Below are 19,931 nucleotides of genomic sequence, written 5' to 3' on the forward strand. Positions count from 1 at the left end.
GCTATGAAGGTTCTTATCCTGCACAGTTTGTATGCGCCCCACATCGGGGGCGGTGCTGAAACGGTCGTGCGTGAGTTGGCCGAGGGCCTTCAACGTCGCGGTTGTAAGATCACCGTCCTGGCGACCGGCCCGGACGCTGGGCTGAACCTGGAGGTGCTCGATGGGGTGCGGGTCTATCGTGCCGGGCTGGACAACTTCTACTGGCATTTCACTCAGGTGCGGCCAAACCGATTCCTACGGCTCGGCTGGCATTATCGGGACCGGTACAACCGCGGCATGCGGCGCTATGTACGGGATGTCATAGCGCACGAACAACCCGACGTGGTGCTTTGCAACAACCTCACCGGCTGGTCCATATCGGCGTGGGACGAGATCAGCGCGGCGGGACTGCCGATCGTTCAGGTGCTACACGATCTATATTTGCTCTGCCCCAAAGACACCATGTTCAAAAACGGTCGAAGCTGTGAACGTCAATGCGGTACGTGCTCGGTTTTTCGCCAACACCATGCTGAGGCCTCTGCTCAGGTAGCCGCTGTTATCGGTGTCAGTCGCTTCGTCCTGGATCGGATAACCACCCGTGGCTACTTCGCCCGGGCAAGCCGGCATGTCGTGCACAACAGCATCGGAGCCACCGCCAGCCCGCCGACCACCCCACGGCCACAGCACAGCGGCCTGTTGCGCTTCGGCTATATCGGCACGCTTTCAGAAAACAAAGGCGTGAGCTGGTTGATTGACCAGTTTCAGCGCCTTTCGATCAACGCCACGCTGGAGATCGCCGGTCGCGGCAAGCTGGATTACGAAGCAACCATCAAGGACATGGCCGATCCAGCAAAGGTCAGGGTCGTCGGCTATCAGCCCTCGGAACGCTTCATGTGCAATATCGACGTGCTCGTCGTTCCATCCATCTGGGCCGAGCCCTTTGGGTTGGTCGCAGTCGAGGCGTGCGCGCAGCACCTTCCCGTCATTGCAACGAACATGGGCGGGCTACCGGAGATCATTCAGGACAATCTGAACGGACTATTGTGCACGCCGGCCGATCCGGACTCGCTGGGCAGAGCAATGCTGAAGTTGTATCTGGACAGCAGCCTGCATCAGCGCCTCTCCGGGCAGGCGCGCGCGAGTGTCGCCGCGTTCTTGAATACGGACCGAATGCTCGATCACTACCAGTCGATCATGCATTCCACGCTTCACGGCCGGAGAGCCTACGATGAACCCGAGTTCGCTGACCTTTGCACACCCCAGGTCGAGCCGGCTGACGATTGATAAACCCACCGTATTGGCATTGATCGCGGCCTCGCTGCTGGTCAGCGAAACATTTGCCGGTGCGCTTCGCTATTACCTGGACACGGCGGGTATTTCCGCCCTGCTCTACGTGCCCAAAGTGTTGTGCCTGGCGGCAGTGGCGCTGGAAGTGCCTCGCGCCCGTAGCCACGCCGGGGTATGGCTGGTGCTGTTTGGCCTGGTTGCCTCGAGCGCGCTGGCGCTGCTTCATGGCGCGACGCCGGGAAATGTTGGCTTTAGCCTGTTTATCTACATCCCGCTGTTGTTCGGACTGTTCTGTGGCAGCTATCTGGAGCAGAGGACCCGCCTTCTGGGTTGGGTCGTCGGGTTGTGTCTCATCGCCTCGATCATTGGTATCGCGCTGGACATGTTCACCAGCGTGCCATGGAAGGGCTATAGCTACATGATGGGTGACGTCGAGCTGACCGCGAACAAGTCCTGGGCCTTTGGCAGTACGGATCGCCTCGCCGGATTCGCCCGAATGTCGACCAATCTGGCGGTGATGATTGCGCTGTACAGCCTGTTTCTGGCGGCATTCCTGCGCTCCAGACTGCAGCGGATGATGCTTTACCCGCTGGCCTTCGGCGCGATATTTCTGACCACCAACAAGTCCACCGCAGCCGCCTATCTGCTGACGCTGATGATGCTCTTTCTCGCCGGCTATCGCCTGCCGAGCGCCGGCGCATTCCTCATCGCGGTGTTGGCCGGGATGGCGTTGCCGATTGCCAGCCTGTTGATAAACATTCCGCAGAGTGAGGCGTACAGCGGCGGCCTGTTCGCCTCCTTCAATGATCGACTGATCAATAGCTGGCCAAACTTCATCGAGGTCATCACGAATGAAGGCTGGGGTTGGTGGGGTGCGGGGTTTGGTGCGGTAGGCAGCAGCGCGGCGGCATTTCCGCTGGCCTGGTTGGAGTTGTTGAGCATCGCCGACAACACCGCACTGTACCTCTGGGGAATGCTCGGCGTGTTCGGCGTGCTGCTGTACTTCATGCTGTTTCCGTTGCTGCTTCGCCTGCATGATCCGGGGTCACGCATCCGTGATGCCCTGCTGGGCATCGTCTTCTGTACCTGTCTAATCGGCTGGGCCACCGATGTACTGGAAGTCACTACCGCCACGCTGTTTCTCGGCATGGCCATCGCTCACGTCGTGACGCCACGAGACGCGACGCACCTAGATAGAACGGTACCGACACGCCGCTGACAGGTCGTTGAAAACCACCTGCATCGCAATCGTGCTGCCTTGTTTTTATCACCCTGTCTTGCCTGGGCCTACGTTTCTTTAATCGCCTGCTCACTCCTTACAGACGGCAACCACAGTCGCCCACACCAAAGGGACGCGCTGCAATGAGCAACCGCCTCTATTTTCGTCGCTTTGCGATCATCGCCATCATGTCTAGCCTCGCGCTGCACGCACCGGCTCAACAACAGGACAACCCTTTTATCGTCGGGGTCTGCTCGCATGAGCTCCATTTTCGCGACAGTCGCAGCCAGGGCAACCAGCTTATGAGGGACGCGCGCATCGCATCGATCCGGACCGATGCACATTGGGCCTTTCTTGAACGCAGACGCGATCAGCTCAAGGTGGAGCCGCACTGGAACCGCTACCTCGGTGCAACCGAAGCGCGGGGACTCGAAAGCCTGTTCATCCTCGGCTACGGCAATAGCTTTCACGGCGATGGGGAAAAGCCACGTAGCGAACCGGTGCGCGCTGCGTTCAATCGCTATGTAGCGTTCGTCGCGCAGCAGTTCCGAGGCCGTATCAAGCACTACGAAGTCTGGAACGAGTGGGATGTCGAAGACCCAACCGACCCGCAGTTCACCGCGGATTACGCTCGGGTGATCATCGATGCGGCAGGCATCATCCGCCAGCATGATCCGGATGCCAAAGTACTGGCCGGCGCGGTCACTACCAAAGGGATCGAATCCGGCTTCGCCCGGCGTCTGATCGAAGCGGGCGTGATGCAATCGGTCGACGGCCTTTCACTGCACCCCTACGTCCATTGCCGCGGCCGGGGAAGGAACACACCGGAGGCCTGGATCGAATGGCTCACGGAGGTCGCGCTCGACTTGTCTGCTGTCGCCGGCGAACCGGTGCCCCTGTATCTGACGGAAATGAGCTGGCCGGCCTATCAGGGCTCTTGCGGCGTCGATGAAAACCTCCAGGCGGCCTACCTGGCACGGAGTTTCTTTCTCGTCCGAACGTTACCCAACGTGAAGGGATACTGGTGGTACGACCTGCGCAATGACGGAACCGACAAACGCGAGCGTGAGCACAACTTCGGCCTGCTCCGTCAGGATTACACCCTGAAGCCCGCGTTTCGGGTGCTCAAAGCAGTCAGCCCGATCATTCAGGACTATCAATTCCTGGGGCATGCCGAGGGATCAAAGGCAGACACGATTCTGATGCGTTTCGGCAACGCGCACGAACAGCTCCTGGTTGCCTGGAGCACTGATCAGCCCCGCTCGGTCAACATCGAATCCGCAGGCCCGGCAACCGATACGTTGGAGTTGATCGATACGGCCTCTCCAGATAACGGCCGAACCGCCAGCAGCGCGGTGTGGCGGTGCACACCCGAGGCAAGCAACTGCACTGCCGCCATTGAGCTCAACGGCTTTCCAAAAATCATCAGCCTGGGCAAGACACCGGTGCCCGGATTGAACCGCCATTAAGAACAACCACGCTTCCTATCGATTTTTTGGAAAGGGGACTTTCAAATGATTGTGATCAATGCTCGCTTTCTGACGCAGGACATACGAGGCGTACAGCGCTTCGCAGAGCAAATCAGCCTTCAGCTCAAAGATGTTCGCGACGATCTGGTTTTCGTCGCGCCTCACGATGTCCAGCTGCACGATAGCGCCCAGCAGCTAGGCGTGCAGCGCATCGGCCGACACCGAGGGCACCTGTGGGAGCAGGTGGATTTGCCACTCTGGCTCGCCAGAAACGGCAGTCCGCCGCTGGTCTCCCTGGGCAATACCGCCCCACTGACCTATCGCAATCAGATCGCGACACACCATGACATCGCCTACGTCAGGCATCCCGAAAGCTACTCGCGAACGTTCCGGACTGTTTATCGCAACCTGACGCCGCTACTCCTCAAACGAATCAAGGCGCTGATTACCGTGAGCGGATTTTCCCGAAACGAAATAGCCCATTTTTATGGCTATCCGGCTCGCCATATTTGGGTTGTGCCCAACGCTGTGGACAGACGGTTCCAGCCGTTTTGCGCGGAGCAATGTCCCCGTGAAACGACACCGTATCTGCTAGCGGTTTCATCACCCAGCGCCCATAAGAATTTCGCCCGGATGGTGGCCGCCTTCCTGAGGCTTGAAGGACTCGACGACGTCGAGCTTCGTATCATTGGCGACTCGAACCGAATCTTTTCCGGCAGCCTCCACGATGTCACCGGCAGCCGACGCATCCGCATGCTGGGCAGACTCAGCGATGTTGAGCTGGTCGAGGCCTACCAGGGCGCAACGGCCTTCGTGTTCCCGTCCGTCTACGAAGGCTTCGGCATTCCGCCGCTCGAGGCGCAAGCCTGCGGCTGTCCGGTCATCGCCGCGCGTGCGGCATCCATACCCGAAGTGCTTGGCGACAGTGCGCTGTACTTCGATCCGCTAAAGGTCAGTGACATCACCCACTGCATGCAGCAGGTGCTGCTCGACGACGCCTTACGTCAGGACCTGAGGCGTCGCGGCAAGGTGAACGTGGCGCGGTATAGCTGGAAAACATCGGCGCAGCTGGTATCACGCCTGATCGACCAGGCGTTCACTGGCGCATGCGACAACGAAAACACCGGCATCCAGCAATTCCCGGCCGGCCAGCCAAAACACTAACTGAACATCCTTCAAAAAAGCCGTTCGTCCAGCGCGTACGGGCAATACCCGCTCAACCGCTGCGGCGCCTGAAAACGCCAATCGCCGACGCTGGCGATTGTTCCGCTGTCACCTCATTTTCACGAAAGGCTAATGTATGAAAATTGCCATTGTGCATGACTGGCTAGTGACCTACGCCGGTGCCGAACGGGTGCTCGCCGGTTTGCTTGAGACCTGGCCGGAAGCAGACCTCTACGCGGTGATCGACTTCCTCTCTGACGAAGACCGCACCCATCTTGGCGGCAAGCGCGCCACGACGACCTTCATCCAGCAACTGCCCAAAGCGAAGACGCACTATCAGAAATATTTGCCGTTGATGCCTCTCGCCATCGAGCAGCTGGACATGTCGGCCTATGACCTGGTGATTTCCAGCAGTCACGCCGTTGCAAAGGGCGTGCTGACCGGGCCGAACCAGCTCCACATCAGTTACGTGCATTCACCGATCCGCTACGCATGGGATCTGCAGCATCAGTACTTGCACGAAGCCAGTCTGGACCACGGGCTCAAGGCGAAACTGGCGCGCATGCTGCTGCACTACATGCGGATGTGGGATCAGCGCACCGCCAGCGGTGTGGATGAATTTGTCGCCAACTCGCACTTTATCGGACGACGCATCAACAAGAGCTATCGGCGCGAATCGACCGTGATCTACCCACCGGTCGACACTCGCCAATTCACGCTTCATGCCGCCAAAGAGGATTACTACCTGACCGCCTCGCGAATGGTGCCCTACAAGCGCATTCCGATGATCGTCGAGGCGTTTTCACGGATGCCTGACAAGAAACTGATCGTGATTGGCAGCGGGCCGGAAATGGACAAGGCCAAGGAGCTCGCAACACCGAACGTAACGTTAATGGGCTACCAGAGCTTTGCGGTGCTGCTACACCACATGCAACGCGCCCGAGCGTTCGTGTTTGCCGCAGAGGAAGACTTCGGTATTGCCCCCATCGAGGCTCAAGCGTGCGGCACCCCCGTGATTGCCTATGGCAGGGGTGGCGTGCTTGAAACGGTACGAGGCATTGACCACCCCGAGCCCACCGGCATTTTCTATCGTGAGCAGACGCCGGAGTCGCTGATGGCCGCGGTCGCACACTTCGAATCAGAAGCGCATCACATTAAGCCTGAGACATGTCGCACAAGCGCCGAGCGCTTTTCAACCGAACGATTCAGGCAGGAGATTAAGACCTTCGTCGATACTAGGGTTCGCGAGACTTCCTTGCATCAAGGGCAGGACGCGCCATTGCATCGCCCCATCGTAACGCCGGCAAGTATCACCCCGGTCTACCCAGCGGCGGTTCCAATGAAGCACGCCTAACCAGGCCTCACTCATTGCGAGATCACGGATGAACACAGCAACTGCAACTCAACGAATCCAGACCACCTGCGCATTAAGCCTCGCCTTACTGGTCAGCGGGACGACAACTGCCGCCCATATGTTTGATCAGGCCGATAGCGAGTTGTACCGGCACGAGCATCCCGCGCCGGAAACGCCTAGCTGCGGCCACTCACACGGGCCCCAAGTGATCACCTTTGGTCACGGCTTTCGACAGACGTCACAACCCTGCGACGCCGCCAATGCGTCCGTGACGATCATGCCACCGGTGAGGCTGGCAAGGCCGCTATCCGGTAGCCAGTACATGCGCTCGAGCGACGGCATCCGCTACTCGTTTTAACCCTTTGATCCTTTGGAGGCGCTATGAAACGTGCAGACCAAAACAGGCAAACGCTGACGTACGCCGACGGCTATTCCTACACTGAAATCTTCAATGCGCCAGAGATACCAGGAGTGCCGAGTGGAAATCGGCTGGTCAGCGTATTCCATGCGTTTTTTACCGAAGATCGTGATAACGAGAGCGCCTCCGACGCCCCTCGAACGGTACAGCCTATGTCCCAGATCGCGGAGCCTGTCAGCGACGTTTAACAGATAACAGTCCCGTTACGCCCGTGTGGTGTTGTTTCTGCCGCCGCGGCGCACGCGCAGTATGAAGGTGTGCCACCTCACCTCTTCGCAGCCGTCTCCCTCCTGACATGCCGAGATACCTCATGCCCTTGAAAACAACTGTGGTGACGGTCACCTATGGTGACCGGCTGGCCTATCTGCAGCAGCTGGTCGCGCGCGCGATGGCCTTTGACGAGATAAGCGACGTGGTGGTGGTCAGCAATGCCTCGCTCGCACCTCTGCGTCAGCTGCTGGACCGCTGGCCGGGTCAGGTCAGCCTGATCGAGCTGCCGGAGAATACCGGCTCCGCGAACGGCTATGCCGTGGCGATCGAGGCAGCACTGGCGGGGGGCGCTGATTACATCTGGATGATGGATGATGACAACGCCCCGACGGCTGCAGCCGTGTCGATCCTGCACCGCGAACTGGCGCGCCTTGCCGACCTGCTCGGCCTGGATCGCGTCGCGGTACTGGGTTACCGCGCGACGCAGCAGGCCGACATAGCCAATGGCACACCGCTTCGCTACATACTACAGCCGCGCTCAAGCTACTTTGGGTTCCATGTTGCGCATCTGCCCTACAAGCTTTGGCGCCGAGTGCCGTGGTTCAAGCGTTCCGGCAAGCGACCCCCCAGCATCAGCCTGCCCTTTGCGCCCTACGGGGGCATGCTGGCGCACCGCAGCCTATACCAACGTATCGGCTTGCCGCTGAAAGAGCTGGTGCTTTACGTGGACGACACCGAGTACACACGCCGCATTACGGCAAACGGAGGCCGGCTGTTTCTTTTTACCGAAGCAGTGATCGAGGAGCTCGAGCAATCCTGGAACACTAAGGCACGCACGCGGAATATCTACGAGACCTTTCTTCTCGGCGATTCTGATTTCCGCGCCTACTACGCGGCGCGCAACCAGGCTTGGTTCGACAAAAACGTCTGGGCCGCTTCGCCCGCCCTGCTTCGCCTCAATCGCACCCTGTTCCTGACGTTGCTGCGAGTGGTCGCACGCCTGAGCAATTCCCGCGCTCGCCTGACGCTTATCGAGCAGGCTATCCGCGACGGCGAAAGCGGTGCGCTGGGCATGAGCAAGACCTTTCCATTGCGTTGACCGCTAGCGGCGGCTCGCCCAACGGCTTATCGAGGACAAAGATCATGGATGTCGCATCGGTTCAGCGTGACGCGAACAATTTCGACTTTCTAAGATTCTTTGCGGCCTCGGCGGTCGTTTTCGGCCACTGCTATTGGCTGTCCGGAGCCGGGGATGTAGAGCCGGTAAGGCTGTTCACTGGCTCCATGGATACGGCCGATATTGCCGTGAACCTGTTCTTCGTGATGAGTGGATTTCTGATCGCCGCCTCGTGGATGAACAGCCGCAGCGTGCTGGACTTCGCCGCCAAGCGTGCGCTGCGCATTTTTCCCGCACTCTGCGTATCGACACTGTTCACCGTGCTGATCGTAGGCCCTCTGGCGACCGCGCTGCCGCTGAAGGACTATCTGCTCAGCAGCCAGACCCTGCGCTACCTAAGCAACACAGTACTGGTCACGCAGTTCCATCTTCCGGGCGTGTTCACCGACAACCCCTTTCCCGATACGGTCAACGGCTCGGTGTGGACGCTGCCATATGAGGTGCTGATGTACACGGCTTTGCTGGCGATGGGGCTGCTCAAGGTATTCGGGCGCATCGCCGTGCTCGTTGTGCCCGGTTCTTTGTTGTTGATTCACTTTCATCTGGCGCCGGCCTTGGGGCTCGAAAGCGACATGCTGCGCAAGTCGACCCGGCTGGGAATGTTCTTCTTCTTCGGCTCGGCGCTGTACCTGTATCGAAGGAACCTGCCGTGGAATTGGAAAGTCGCATTGAGCATGCTCGCGCTGTCGCTGCTCAGTGCCAGAACGGAGCTGTGGTTCTACATCCACGTACTGACATTGCCCTACCTGACCATCTACCTGGCACACCTGCCGATTCCGCGGCTGTCCGGCTTCGGCAAGCACGGGGACTTTTCCTACGGCATCTATATCTTCAGCTTTCCCGTCCAGCAGTTGCTGATGCACTGGTTCAGTCCGCAGCTCCCGCTCGGGGTATTCATGGCGATCAGCCTTTTAGCGAGTATTGGCATCGCCGCGCTGTCCTGGCATCTGATCGAGGGGCCGGCCCTGCGGCTGAAGCGCTACCTGCCCGGCGCCCGCAAACACATCGGCCACACGGAACTCAGCCCCACTCCCTGACCGGGCGGCGTTATCGCAACACCGCTGGGCGCCTCGGTCATTCAAGGTCGGGCTTGACTGCATTGAGCCCATCACCAATGAGTCGTCGGACGGCATTGGTCAACGCATCGAGCCCAGTGCCCTTGGGTAGGAATTCGTCCACAAGATCACGGCCCGGAATCTGCTGAGGCAGCGCGGCGCTCATCATCAAAATAGGAACGTGATCAAACGCCGGATTTCTACGAATGGCGCGCACCATCTCGAACCCGTTGAGCTCCGGCATCATATAGTCAGTGATGATCAGCGCCGGCATCTCTTGCTCAAGCTTGCGCAACCCTTGCGCGCCGTTTGCCGCCTCAGTGACCCGATAGCCTTCATCTTCGAGGATCATCACCATCAGCTTGCTCAGGCCAAGCTCGTCCTCGACCAGCAGGACAAGCGGCTCCAGCCCGTCCAGGCTTTCCCTAGACATCCTCTCCCCCTGATGGCGGTTGTCGGTGTGCCCGACCTACCACTATCCCCTCTGTGCGCTGCATGCGCCCACCGAGCTGGAAGCCCTCCGAACCCAAAGTGAACTCATAGACGTAGGGCTCGAAGTCGCTTTCTCGCATTTTCAGGATGGCCAGGGTTCGATAGAGCCGCGACTCAAGTTCGGCGTAACGCAACAGCACGATATTTTCCGCAATGGCCGATACGGCAGGAAACTGCAGGCCGTTGTCACCGCCGACGATTTCGGCCAGTTCGGCGCTAAACACCGTGGTCACCCCGTGGCAACGGAGAATAGCGGTCAGCGTGCTGAAAAAACGACCGAGCCGTTGGGTATTAATCGCAGCCTGTTTGAACGCATCCACGCCGTCGATGAACAGCCGCTTCACACCGCGACGATGTACGGCTTCGAGAATGTCCTCGGCCAGTTCGTCTTGCAGCAGCTCGGTCGGTGCGCGGTGGATGATTTCGACCACGCCGCTATCAATTAGCGATTCAAGCTCAAGCCCCAGCGTACTGGCACGACGGCGTAGCCGATGGGCATCTTCGTAGAAGCCGAAGACGAGGCCCGGCTCGTCGTCGCTGCTCTGGCAGATGAAGCTGAGCCCCAGCGTCGTCTTGCCGACGCCGGTAGGCCCTACCAGCAAGGTCGTCGATGAATACGGGATGCCGCCGCGGATGATCTGATCCAGACCTGCAACGCCTGTGCTCAACCGTTGATCGCGCATCGGCGCGGAGGCTTGATCCGCCGTAACCGCTTCCAACCGTGGAAAGACTCGAAAGCCGTCGCTGGTGATCGACGTCATGTGCCGGCCAGAGATGAAATCGCTCCCCCTGAACTTGCGCACCTGCAGGTAGCGATAGGTGCGGAAACGGTCATCTTCGCTGCCCAGGTTCAGCCAGCCGTCGACCATTGTGAATTCCGGGCTGCCGGAATCCCGCTTGCTGTTGGTCAGCAGCAAGATGGTGCAGCCAACAACATCGGCATAGACGGACAGGTCGTTGATGAATTCGCGAAAAACACGCTCCGAGGCTGCGTTTTCCTCTAGCGCAAACAGGCCATCGATCACGATCAACGAAGCCTTATGGCGCTTTCCGTTTCGCGTGAGGTAGCGAAGGATGCCTTCCAGTCCATCCGACCGAAGAATATCGAACGCACTTTCATAGATCACCGATGTTCCCGCCTGCCGGTTATCCATGAAGGACATGTTCTGCAGATGCCGCAGCAGGCGGTGGTGAGTTTCTGCGAGCAGCGTTACATACAATGAACACTCACCGCGGGCCGCCCAGCTGTAGCAGATCTGGTTCGCAAGGATTGTCTTTCCTTCGCCCGGCCCACCCTGAACGATGTACACCGCTCGGGGCAGAAGCCCGCCCTTGAGGACAGCGTCCAACCCCGGCACACCCGTCGGAACATGGGCCGGCGCCGTTTGCGAGGAGAGAGTGGTATCGGTCACAGCAGCCATCCGTTCTGATCAATGCAGCCATGCTAGCAAACGGACCGCATTGTTTCGTTGCATTGCGTGTAGGTTGGTCACCGTGAATGTTCAGGCGTTCGACGTGCATCCATCGATTGGTTCAACTAATGGGAGCCAATGCGCATCTCACCGCTCTGGATTTTGGCCGCTGGTCTGGAGCCTTGCGGCTAAACGCCCTACCATGCGCGGCGACTTCATTCCGACGACTAATAAGCATAATTCATGTCTTTTGCCTCACTGTTCCGTGTAGACCTACGGCGGCTGATCGTGGTGCTGGCCATTCTCAGCGGGCTGGTTACGCTGAGCATCAGCTTCCATTCGAGCTATCAGGTCCAGCGCGAGTCGCTGATCAACAGCACGCTCGAGGCCAATCGATCCTATGCAGCCAAGCTTGCCGCCAGCACCGAGACCTTCTTTCTTTCGGTACAGCAGCAGCTCAGTTACAGCGCCAATCTGCTTGGGCGTGAGTTCAGTGATGAGGAAAGGCTGCGCAGGGAGGTCAACCGGCTCCGCCTGCAGACCAACAGCTTCAATATCGTCATGGTTACCGACGCGCAGCGAGTCATACGTGCCGTATCAACGGCCAACAAGGAGTTTGTCGGGCAGCGACTCGATTCGCCCGGCGCGCGCGAAGCATTACAGGAACGACGACCGCTGGTCAGTAGCCCTTATGTTTCGGCAATCGGGACGCTGGTGGTTCTGATCTCACAGCCCATCATTGACCAGGACGGGACATACCTCGGTTATATCGGTGGTGTGATCAACCTCAAGGAGCCGAACATTCTCAACAACATGCTCGGCGAGCATTACTACCAGGATGGCTCCTACCTGTACGCGGTGGACCACAGCCGACGGTTGCTCTACCACCCAGACCCCGAGCGCCTCGGCACCGTGGCCGGAACCAACGCGGTCATCGACAGCGTGATCCGCGGCGAATCCGGCAGCCAACGAGTCATCAATAGCCTGGGCCATGACATGCTCGCAGGCTTTGCAGCGGTTCCAACCGCCCGCTGGGGCATCGTCGCGCAACGCCCGACCGAGGTGACGCTGCATCCACTCGACGGCTTGATGCTTGAGGTGCTGCGCCAGACCGCGCCCCTCTCATTGCTGACGTTTCTTGGCGTGTGGTGGTTGTCAGGCTTGATCTCGCGTCCGCTCTGGCAACTGGCCAAGAGCGCAAGCGAGATGGATGCGCCGACCAGCGCCGAGCGCATCCAACGAATCCGCTCCTCGTATTACGAAGTTTCTCAGCTCAAGCGCGCCATGCTGCTGGGCATCAGCTTGCTGAATCAGCGGATCGGCAAACTCCACCTCGACGCTCAGACCGACCCGTTGACAGGTTTGCACAACCGACGCGGGCTGACACTGGCGCTGGAAGTGCTGCTGGCCGAAGGCAATTCGTTCGCCGTCGTGGCGCTGGATATCGACCACTTCAAACGTATTAACGACAGTCACGGTCATGATGTGGGCGATGAGGTGATTCGCCATCTCGCACAGCTGATGAACGCCTGCTCGAGGGAAGTCGACATTCTGTGTCGAAGCGGTGGCGAGGAGTTTCTGATGCTATTGCCGAACACAGCGCTCGAGCCGGCGGTTACGGTTGCCGAACGCCTGCGCCACTGTGTCGAGCAGGAGCAATTCGCGCCCGTGGGCCAACTCACCATTTCCCTCGGTATTGCGGTCTGGCCACTACACGCGGACACCATCGATCGCGTGCTCAAACTGGCCGACGGCGCCTTGTATCTGGCCAAGCAGAATGGCCGCAATCGCCTGGAGGTCGCCGAGCTGGCTCAGCAACCGGCGAACGATTCCAACCCGCGCGATTGATCGACGTCGGATATCAGAGCGGACCTACGACGCCCATCGATAGCGGCCGTCACGACGGCCGACATGGCTAAAAAACATCCAGCTCTGTATACTCGCGCGCCTTTTTCCATGCGCTGTTCCGAGGACATTGTCGATGAGCAAAACGCCCACAGTCGGGTTCGTATCACTTGGCTGCCCCAAGGCCACGGTGGACTCCGAACGCATCCTGACTCAGCTGCGCATGGAGGGTTATCAGATCGTGCCCACCTACCAGGACGCCGACGTGGTGGTGGTCAATACCTGTGGCTTCATCGACAGCGCCAAGGCCGAATCCCTGGACGCCATCGGTGAAGCCATCGCTGAAAACGGCAAGGTAATCGTCACTGGCTGCATGGGCGTGGCCGAAGACAGCATCCGCAACGTGCACCCCAGCGTGCTGGCCGTCACCGGTCCGCAGCAGTACGAGCAGGTGGTCAACGCCGTGCATCAAGTCGTGCCGCCGAACATCGATCACGATCCCTTCGTCGACCTCGTCCCACCGCAGGGCATCAAGCTGACACCGCGTCACTACGCCTACCTGAAGATTTCAGAAGGCTGCAACCACACCTGCAGTTTCTGCATTATCCCGTCCATGCGTGGCAAGCTGGTCAGCCGTCCGGTGGGTGACGTGCTCAGCGAAGCTGAGCGTCTGGTAAAGGCCGGCGTGAAAGAGATTCTGGTGATTTCCCAAGACACCAGCGCCTATGGGGTCGACGTCAAGTACAAGACCGATTTCTGGAACGGTCAGCCGGTCAAGACGCGCATGCTGGAGCTGTGCCAGGCGCTGTCGAGCATGGGCGTTTGGGTACGTCTGCATTATGTGTATCCCTACCCCAACGTCGATGACGTAATCCCGCTGATGGCCGAAGGCAAGTTGCTGCCTTACCTGGATATTCCGTTCCAACACGCCAGCCCGAGAGTGCTCAAGGCGATGAAGCGCCCGGCGTTCGAAGACAAGACGCTGGCGCGGATCAAGAAGTGGCGCGAGATCTGCCCCCAACTGACGATTCGCTCGACCTTTATCGTCGGCTTCCCCGGCGAAACCGAAGAAGACTTCCAGTATTTGCTCGATTGGCTCACCGAAGCCCAGCTGGACCGCGTCGGTTGCTTCCAGTATTCGCCGGTCGAAGGCGCACCCGCCGAAGCGATGGACCTCGAGCCGGTACCCGACGACGTCAAGCAGGACCGCTGGGATCGCTTCATGGCGCATCAACAGGCCATCAGCGCCGCGCGCCTGGAGCGCAAGATCGGCCAGGAAATTGAAGTACTGATCGACGAAGTAGACGAGGACGGTGCGATTGGCCGCTCCTATGCCGACGCCCCGGAAATCGACGGCATGGTCTACATCGACAGCGAACAAGCGCTGCAGCCCGGCGACAAGGTCTGGGTCCGCGTGACCAATGCCGACGAGTATGACCTCTGGGCTGAAACGATCTGATCGGCACCAGCCGCTGCTTTGAATAGCCCCGCCTCAGCGGGGCTTTTTTGTGGCCACGCGGGGCTGCAAATGGGGAACCGCTGCAGCTCGATCGATCTGCCGCAAACCAGGTTTGGCGAGAGTGCCCGCCAGCTACTGTGCTGAGCGGCTGTGTCGTGGTTGCATCAAGATCGGGCACTGGCGGTACGGTCAGGTTTTTTCTGGAGCAGGTCTGCCCAGCGCCGTCTCGCGAAACCGATCCCACGCGCAACACAGGTATATAACTCGTTGATTACGTTATGTTTTATACAGCCTCTCTATGCCACATCAATTGGCGCAGCTCTTGCTTGGGTCTGGCGTATCTGACCACTCGGCCAGGAAAGCAAGCACACCCCTAAGCAAGGAGCTCTACATGAAATTCATCCTGACTACCGCTGCACTCATCGGCAGCCTGAGCCTTGCAGGGCAGGCGACTGCCGAGACCATGCAATGGCAAAACAACAGCCTGACCTACCTCTACGGAAAGAACTTCGCTGTAGACAGCGCAGGCGGCCAGGAAGGCGATATACAACAGACCCTCACGTTCGAACATGCAAGTGGCTGGACGTGGGGCGACATGTTCCTCTTCGTTGACAGCAAGTGGTACAACGGCATTTCCGGCAGCGACGGACACACCTATTACGGTGAGTTCAGCCCACGCCTGTCCCTCGGCAAAATCAGCGGAGCCGACCTTTCATTCGGCCCGATCACAGACGTGCTTCTGGCGTTCACCTACGAACGCGGCGAAAGCCAGGACGACGGCACGCCCAACCAGAACTATCTGTTCGGCCCGGCCGTGGATCTGAATGTGCCCGGCTTCGACCGATTCAACCTCAACCTCTACTACCGCAAGCCGGACGGCACCACGGGCCAACCCTCCGGGCAATGGCAACTGACTCCGACCTGGGCGATGACCATTCCGGTCGGCAAGTCCGACATTATGTTCGACGGCTTCATCGACTGGGTCGTCAACGACAAGAAAAGCGGCAACAGAGAGTTGAAGCGGAATGTTCACTTCAATCCCCAGGTGAAGTACGACCTGGGTAAAGCGCTGGACTACACGCCAGGCAAGCTCTATGTCGGTATCGAATACGATTACTGGTCGAACAAGTACGGCATCGAAGACAGCGGTGCCTTCAACACGAATAACAACGTGACCAACCTGATCGTCAAAGCCCACTTCTGAGTGACTCCGCGCGCCCGGCATGTCCGGGCGACAGCCGACGCAGTTCCCGACGCCAGCCAGGCCTGAACGACTGGAACTGCCGGTTGGATCAGCTGCGATTGAAACCTGTCATCGCCAGCGGGCTACGCTAGGGTTGGAAAGCACCCATCGGGCTTGAACCCGCCACAGGAACGGACCTATGAATACCTTCGCCACGCTTGCCCAGACGTCGCTATCGAACAAACGCGCAGGCCGAATTCGGCAGAAGAATGAGGAACGTATCCTCTCCGCCGCCGCGGAAGAATTCGCCCGTCATGGCTTCAAGGGCACCAGCATGAACGCGATTGCGCTGCGAGCCGGCCTGCCCAAGGCCAACCTGCATTATTACTTCAACAATAAGCTCAGCCTTTACGTTGAGGTGATGCGGCACATTCTCGATCTTTGGGACAATGCCTTCGATCACCTCACCGTGGATGACGACCCGGCAACCGCACTGGCAGGATATATCCGCACCAAGATGGAGTTTTCCCGCAAGCAGCCGCAAGCCTCGAAGATCTTCGCAATGGAGGTCATCAGCGGATGCGAATGCCTGTCCGAGCATTTCAACGAGGATTATCGAGCGTGGTTCCGCGGGCGAGCGGCCGTCCTCCAGGCGTGGAGCGACGCGGGCAAGATGGATCCGATCGACCCCATGCACCTGATTTTTCTTATCTGGAGCAGCACTCAGCATTACGCCGACTTCTCCGACCAGATCCGCCGCATCACGGGGCAGCGCCGCGTGACCAAGGATGATATCGAGCGCGGCACGGATACGCTGATCCGGGTCATCCTCAAAGGATGCGGTTTGACCCCGCCCGCCTGACTTTGCCGGCCTAAGGTAAGAGACAGCTGATAAAGGCGAAGTGGCCAGCCTGCCCACTGCAACGCATGGCAACGGCGTCTAAAGCAACCCGCGTTGCCTGAATCAGGCAAGCAGACGACAGGATCGACCTAACGCTGCGGCCTGTCCTCCCACCAGACTTTATTCCACGGCACCGCGAGTGCCGGATCGAATGAACCTGCGGAGGACATCAGTCATGTCGAACATCAACGAAAAAATCGTACTCATCACCGGCGCCAGCAGCGGTATCGGGGAGGCGACTGCGCGCCTGCTCGCTGCACGGGGCGCCACGGTGGTGCTCGGCGCACGCCGGGTAGAACGGCTGGAGCAGCTCGCCGCCAGCATCACCGAAACGGGTGGCGTGGCGGCGTATAAAGCACTGGACGTCACCCGCCTCGACGACACCCAGGCCTTCGTTGACTTTGCCGAGCAGCGTTTCGGCCGGGTCGATGTGATCATCAATAACGCTGGCGTGATGCCGCTGTCACGGCTCGACGCCCTCAAAGTCGACGAATGGAACCGAATGATCGACGTCAACATCCGTGGCGTGCTGCACGGAATCGCTGCCGGGCTGCCGCTGATGCAAAGGCAGCGATCTGGTCAGTTCGTCAATATCGCCTCGATTGGGGCCTACGCGGTCAGCCCGACCGCCGCGGTCTACTGCGCCACGAAATATGCCGTACGAGCCATTTCCGAAGGGTTGCGTCAGGAGGTGGGCGGCGATATTCGCGTCACCCTGGTGTCGCCCGGCGTGACCGAGTCTGAGCTGGCCGAAAGCATTTCGGATGACCAGGCCCGCGCCGTCATGGACGATTTTCGCCGTATCGCCCTTCCCGCCGAAGCCATTGCTCGCGCCATCGCCTATGCCGTCGAGCAGCCGGCCGATGTGGATGTGAGCGAGCTGGTGGTGCGTCCGACCGCCAGCCCTTTTTGAGGAGCACACCTATGGCTCTTCGCACCGTCACGTTCACGACCGTCACCTGGCTGGGACTAGTGGGTCCGCTGACGCTCACCTCGCTGGACGCCGTCGGGAGCGAACGACGAGAACACGGCCTGCAGGTCATGGATCATCTCTCCGGAGGCGCCGGGCAACCCGTGCTTGAAGCGCTGCGACGCGACTACCCCTTTCTCGCTGAAGGCATCACTGACTACGCCCTGGGTGATGTGTGGGGCCGCGCCGGTCTGGACGACCGAACCCGCCAGCTTGCCGCGATCGCTGTTTTCGCCGCGCAAGGCAACCTGCCGTATATGAAGATCCATGCGGGTTATGCGCTGCGGCACGGGGTCACGCGTGACGAACTCAAGGAAGTGATTTATCTGACCACTGTCACGGCCGGTTTCCCACGTGCCATCGATGCGGCCCAGGCATTGCGTGAAGTACCGGACCCGGTCGAGCAATAGCGTTCAGCGGGGCGACCGGCAGACCCTTATGACCCGATTCGCCAATGCCCAGCGCGCGCTGGCGTTGGCGGTTGCCAAAGGGCATCGCCTTTTGTGTTGTCCTGTGCGCTGGCCATTGCCTCGCGGTCCCTCTGAAACGCTGCGCCTGCCCCCGCGTTCTTCAGAGGCACCCCACGTTTTGGTCCTGACGCCCATGAACGGTGCGCTTGCAAGCACCGCCCTGCGATCAGGCACCAAAGCGAAGCACCACCCTTCCCGTCATGTCGAGATCGTCCGACGGCGCCCGCAACTACCTACGCACTGACCGCACTTTCTGACCGCTTGGCCAGCTTTTTGCTACTGGCAAGACCATGAAGATCCAGCGGATACCGATATGCCCGAACCCCATATTCCACGCCTGCAACTGACGGGTATAACCAAACAGTACCCAGGGTGCCTGGCCAACGACCACATCGATCTCTCGATTCGAGCCGGCGAAATCCATGCGCTGCTGGGCGAGAACGGGGCCGGCAAAAGCACCCTGATGAAGATCATCTACGGCGTGACCCAACCGGACGCGGGGCTCATTCTGTGGGAAGGCCAGCCGACCATCATGCGCGACCCGGCTCAGGCGCGTGGGCGTGGGATTGGAATGGTGTTTCAGCATTTCTCTCTGTTCGACACGCTGACCGTCGCCGAAAACATCGCACTCGCGATGGGTGCCGCCGCCGGCACGCCAAAGCAGCTGGAGCCGAAGATCCGCGAGGTATCGTTGCGCTACGGCATGCCGCTCGAGCCGCAACGGCTGGTGCACAGCCTGTCGATTGGCGAACGCCAACGCGTGGAGATCGTTCGTTGCCTGATGCAGGACATCAAGCTGCTGATTCTCGACGAACCCACCTCGGTGCTCACGCCACAAGAAGCCGACGATCTGTTTGCCATCTTGCGCCGGCTCGCCAGTGAAGGCTGCAGCATCCTGTTCATCAGCCACAAGCTCAATGAAGTGCGCGCCCTGTGTGAAAGCGCAACGGTGCTGCGCGGCGGACGGGTTTCGGGAGCGTGCGTACCGTCCACGTGCACCGATATGGAGCTGGCCCGTCTGATGGTCGGTGACGCCGAAGGACTCGAAGCCGAATACCCGAAAGCCCGGGGTGGCACGCCTTTCCTGCAGGTCGAGAGGTTGTCGTGGCACAACGCCGATCCGTTCGGTGTGTCGCTGGAAGACCTGATGCTGGACGTGCGCGCGGGCGAGGTCGTCGGCATCGCGGGCGTTGCGGGCAATGGTCAGGATGAGTTGCTCGCGTTGCTTAGCGGCGAGGAGCGTCTGGCACGTGATCAGGGATCACGCATTCGCTTTCTTGATGCTCCGGTCGCACATCTGCGTCCCGACATGCGACGACGACTGGGTATGACGTTCATTCCCGCCGAGCGGCTGGGTCACGGCGCCGTCCCCGACATGAGCCTGGCCGACAACGCCCTGCTTACCGGCTTTCAGCAGGCAGAGCTGGTACATGGCGGACTGATCCGGCATGGCCGAGTCGAAGCCTTCGCACAACGCATCATCGAGCGGTTCGCGGTAAAAACCCCAGGCACCCACGCGCCTGCTCGCAGCCTGTCTGGTGGCAATCTGCAGAAATTCATCCTTGGCCGCGAGGTGCTTCAGCAACCCAAGCTGTTAATCGCGGCGCACCCGACCTGGGGCGTGGACGTCGGCGCCGCGGCAGCCATCCATCGTGCATTGATCGAACTACGTGACGCGGGCGCCGCAATTCTGGTGATTTCCGAAGACCTGGAAGAGCTGTTCCAGATCAGCGATCGCATAGCCGCATTGAGCCATGGCCGCCTGTCACCGCTGCGTGTCACGGCCGACACCACTGCGGTCGACGTCGGTCGCTGGATGGCTGGCCAGTTCGATCAACCCGCCCCCACTGCCCCCTGAGAGCCTTCG

At 59.8% G+C, this 19,931-nt stretch carries 18 protein-coding genes; 15 read left to right on the forward strand and 3 right to left on the reverse strand.

Annotated features, from left to right (window positions below; all coding sequences use genetic code 11):
- Window positions 1–3 precede the first annotated feature (3 nt).
- From K4O48_RS12570 to K4O48_RS12590, 5 genes are all read left to right on the forward strand, one after another.
- Window positions 4–1,263 (forward strand): glycosyltransferase family 4 protein, encoded by a 1,260-nt coding sequence (locus K4O48_RS12570; protein WP_222908654.1) that lies wholly within the window; start codon window positions 4–6, stop codon window positions 1,261–1,263.
- The gene (locus K4O48_RS12575; protein WP_222908658.1) at window positions 1,208–2,485 is read left to right on the forward strand and encodes a hypothetical protein; all 1,278 of its coding nucleotides are present in this window, start codon (window positions 1,208–1,210) and stop codon (window positions 2,483–2,485) included. Before K4O48_RS12570 ends, K4O48_RS12575 begins: the two co-directional genes overlap by 56 nt.
- Before the next feature lie 143 nt (window positions 2,486–2,628).
- Window positions 2,629–3,954 (forward strand): hypothetical protein, encoded by a 1,326-nt coding sequence (locus K4O48_RS12580; protein ID WP_222908661.1) that lies wholly within the window; start codon window positions 2,629–2,631, stop codon window positions 3,952–3,954.
- Window positions 3,955–3,999: 45 nt separating this feature from the next.
- Window positions 4,000–5,118: a glycosyltransferase family 4 protein gene (locus tag K4O48_RS12585; RefSeq protein WP_222908663.1), complete on the forward strand. Its 1,119-nt coding sequence runs from the start codon at window positions 4,000–4,002 to the stop codon at window positions 5,116–5,118.
- 136 nt (window positions 5,119–5,254) lie between these two features.
- Entirely contained in the window at window positions 5,255–6,472 is a 1,218-nt protein-coding gene (locus tag K4O48_RS12590; protein WP_222908665.1) for a glycosyltransferase family 4 protein, read from the forward strand.
- Between the two features lie 219 nt (window positions 6,473–6,691).
- Here K4O48_RS12590 and K4O48_RS20510 read toward each other — a convergent pair whose 3' ends face one another.
- Window positions 6,692–6,814 carry a hypothetical protein gene (locus tag K4O48_RS20510; RefSeq protein WP_260523625.1) on the reverse strand — a complete coding sequence of 41 codons (123 nt, stop codon included), beginning with the start codon at window positions 6,812–6,814 and terminating at the stop codon, window positions 6,692–6,694.
- Between the two features lie 39 nt (window positions 6,815–6,853).
- Here K4O48_RS20510 and K4O48_RS12595 point away from each other — a divergent pair, with 39 nt between their 5' ends.
- The 3 genes from K4O48_RS12595 to K4O48_RS12605 all read left to right on the forward strand — a co-directional run bounded on the left by K4O48_RS12595 (window position 6,854) and on the right by K4O48_RS12605 (window position 9,314).
- A complete protein-coding gene (locus K4O48_RS12595) occupies window positions 6,854–7,078 on the forward strand; it encodes a hypothetical protein (protein ID WP_222908666.1) in 225 nt (74 codons plus the stop codon).
- Window positions 7,079–7,200: 122 nt separating this feature from the next.
- Window positions 7,201–8,199 (forward strand): glycosyltransferase, encoded by a 999-nt coding sequence (locus tag K4O48_RS12600; protein ID WP_222908668.1) that lies wholly within the window; start codon window positions 7,201–7,203, stop codon window positions 8,197–8,199.
- 44 nt (window positions 8,200–8,243) lie between these two features.
- The gene (locus tag K4O48_RS12605; RefSeq protein WP_222908670.1) at window positions 8,244–9,314 is read left to right on the forward strand and encodes an acyltransferase family protein; all 1,071 of its coding nucleotides are present in this window, start codon (window positions 8,244–8,246) and stop codon (window positions 9,312–9,314) included.
- Between the two features lie 37 nt (window positions 9,315–9,351).
- Here K4O48_RS12605 and K4O48_RS12610 read toward each other — a convergent pair whose 3' ends face one another.
- Together K4O48_RS12610 and K4O48_RS12615 are read right to left on the reverse strand one after the other, a co-directional pair.
- Window positions 9,352–9,765 (reverse strand): response regulator, encoded by a 414-nt coding sequence (locus K4O48_RS12610; protein WP_222908672.1) that lies wholly within the window; start codon window positions 9,763–9,765, stop codon window positions 9,352–9,354.
- On the reverse strand, window positions 9,758–11,236 hold the full coding sequence (locus tag K4O48_RS12615) for an RAD55 family ATPase (RefSeq protein ID WP_222908674.1): 1,479 nt from the start codon (window positions 11,234–11,236) through the stop codon (window positions 9,758–9,760). The genes K4O48_RS12610 and K4O48_RS12615 overlap by 8 nt, the downstream gene beginning before the upstream one ends.
- 243 nt (window positions 11,237–11,479) lie before the next feature.
- Here K4O48_RS12615 and K4O48_RS12620 point away from each other — a divergent pair, with 243 nt between their 5' ends.
- From K4O48_RS12620 to K4O48_RS12650, 7 genes are all read left to right on the forward strand, one after another.
- Window positions 11,480–13,084, forward strand: a complete 1,605-nt coding sequence (locus K4O48_RS12620; protein ID WP_222908676.1) for a sensor domain-containing diguanylate cyclase — start codon at window positions 11,480–11,482, stop codon at window positions 13,082–13,084.
- Between the two features lie 133 nt (window positions 13,085–13,217).
- A complete protein-coding gene (gene rimO / locus K4O48_RS12625) occupies window positions 13,218–14,540 on the forward strand; it encodes a 30S ribosomal protein S12 methylthiotransferase RimO (RefSeq protein WP_222908688.1) in 1,323 nt (440 codons plus the stop codon).
- Between the two features lie 391 nt (window positions 14,541–14,931).
- Complete coding sequence (locus K4O48_RS12630) at window positions 14,932–15,744, forward strand: outer membrane protein OmpK (RefSeq protein ID WP_222908689.1); 813 nt, start codon at window positions 14,932–14,934, stop codon at window positions 15,742–15,744.
- 178 nt (window positions 15,745–15,922) lie between these two features.
- Window positions 15,923–16,585 carry a TetR/AcrR family transcriptional regulator gene (locus K4O48_RS12635; protein ID WP_222908690.1) on the forward strand — a complete coding sequence of 221 codons (663 nt, stop codon included), beginning with the start codon at window positions 15,923–15,925 and terminating at the stop codon, window positions 16,583–16,585.
- Between the two features lie 214 nt (window positions 16,586–16,799).
- Window positions 16,800–17,537: an SDR family oxidoreductase gene (locus tag K4O48_RS12640; protein ID WP_222908691.1), complete on the forward strand. Its 738-nt coding sequence runs from the start codon at window positions 16,800–16,802 to the stop codon at window positions 17,535–17,537.
- An 11-nt stretch (window positions 17,538–17,548) separates the two neighbouring features.
- Window positions 17,549–18,004 carry a carboxymuconolactone decarboxylase family protein gene (locus K4O48_RS12645; RefSeq protein ID WP_222908692.1) on the forward strand — a complete coding sequence of 152 codons (456 nt, stop codon included), beginning with the start codon at window positions 17,549–17,551 and terminating at the stop codon, window positions 18,002–18,004.
- A gap of 373 nt (window positions 18,005–18,377) precedes the next feature.
- Window positions 18,378–19,922, forward strand: a complete 1,545-nt coding sequence (locus tag K4O48_RS12650; protein WP_222908693.1) for an ABC transporter ATP-binding protein — start codon at window positions 18,378–18,380, stop codon at window positions 19,920–19,922.
- Window positions 19,923–19,931 lie beyond the last annotated feature (9 nt).

It is taken from the genome of Pseudomonas sp. DNDY-54, assembly GCF_019880365.1.
Classification (GTDB): Bacteria; Pseudomonadota; Gammaproteobacteria; order Pseudomonadales; family Pseudomonadaceae; genus Stutzerimonas; species Stutzerimonas stutzeri_P.

Excerpts from the sequence above, each read along its gene's own strand:
- K4O48_RS12570 (WP_222908654.1), top strand. The coding sequence starts at position 4 with ATGAAGGTTCTTATCCTGCACAGTTTGTATGCGCCCCACATCGGGGGC.
- K4O48_RS12575 (WP_222908658.1), top strand. The coding sequence starts at position 1,208 with ATGAACCCGAGTTCGCTGACCTTTGCACACCCCAGGTCGAGCCGGCTG.
- K4O48_RS12580 (WP_222908661.1), top strand. The coding sequence starts at position 2,629 with ATGAGCAACCGCCTCTATTTTCGTCGCTTTGCGATCATCGCCATCATG.
- K4O48_RS12585 (WP_222908663.1), top strand. The coding sequence starts at position 4,000 with ATGATTGTGATCAATGCTCGCTTTCTGACGCAGGACATACGAGGCGTA.
- K4O48_RS12590 (WP_222908665.1), top strand. The coding sequence starts at position 5,255 with ATGAAAATTGCCATTGTGCATGACTGGCTAGTGACCTACGCCGGTGCC.
- K4O48_RS20510 (WP_260523625.1), bottom strand. The coding sequence starts at position 6,814 with ATGCCGTCGCTCGAGCGCATGTACTGGCTACCGGATAGCGGCCTTGCC.
- K4O48_RS12595 (WP_222908666.1), top strand. The coding sequence starts at position 6,854 with ATGAAACGTGCAGACCAAAACAGGCAAACGCTGACGTACGCCGACGGC.
- K4O48_RS12600 (WP_222908668.1), top strand. The coding sequence starts at position 7,201 with ATGCCCTTGAAAACAACTGTGGTGACGGTCACCTATGGTGACCGGCTG.
- K4O48_RS12605 (WP_222908670.1), top strand. The coding sequence starts at position 8,244 with ATGGATGTCGCATCGGTTCAGCGTGACGCGAACAATTTCGACTTTCTA.
- K4O48_RS12610 (WP_222908672.1), bottom strand. The coding sequence starts at position 9,765 with ATGTCTAGGGAAAGCCTGGACGGGCTGGAGCCGCTTGTCCTGCTGGTC.
- K4O48_RS12620 (WP_222908676.1), top strand. The coding sequence starts at position 11,480 with ATGTCTTTTGCCTCACTGTTCCGTGTAGACCTACGGCGGCTGATCGTG.
- rimO (WP_222908688.1), top strand. The coding sequence starts at position 13,218 with ATGAGCAAAACGCCCACAGTCGGGTTCGTATCACTTGGCTGCCCCAAG.
- K4O48_RS12630 (WP_222908689.1), top strand. The coding sequence starts at position 14,932 with ATGAAATTCATCCTGACTACCGCTGCACTCATCGGCAGCCTGAGCCTT.
- K4O48_RS12635 (WP_222908690.1), top strand. The coding sequence starts at position 15,923 with ATGAATACCTTCGCCACGCTTGCCCAGACGTCGCTATCGAACAAACGC.
- K4O48_RS12640 (WP_222908691.1), top strand. The coding sequence starts at position 16,800 with ATGTCGAACATCAACGAAAAAATCGTACTCATCACCGGCGCCAGCAGC.
- K4O48_RS12645 (WP_222908692.1), top strand. The coding sequence starts at position 17,549 with ATGGCTCTTCGCACCGTCACGTTCACGACCGTCACCTGGCTGGGACTA.
- K4O48_RS12650 (WP_222908693.1), top strand. The coding sequence starts at position 18,378 with ATGCCCGAACCCCATATTCCACGCCTGCAACTGACGGGTATAACCAAA.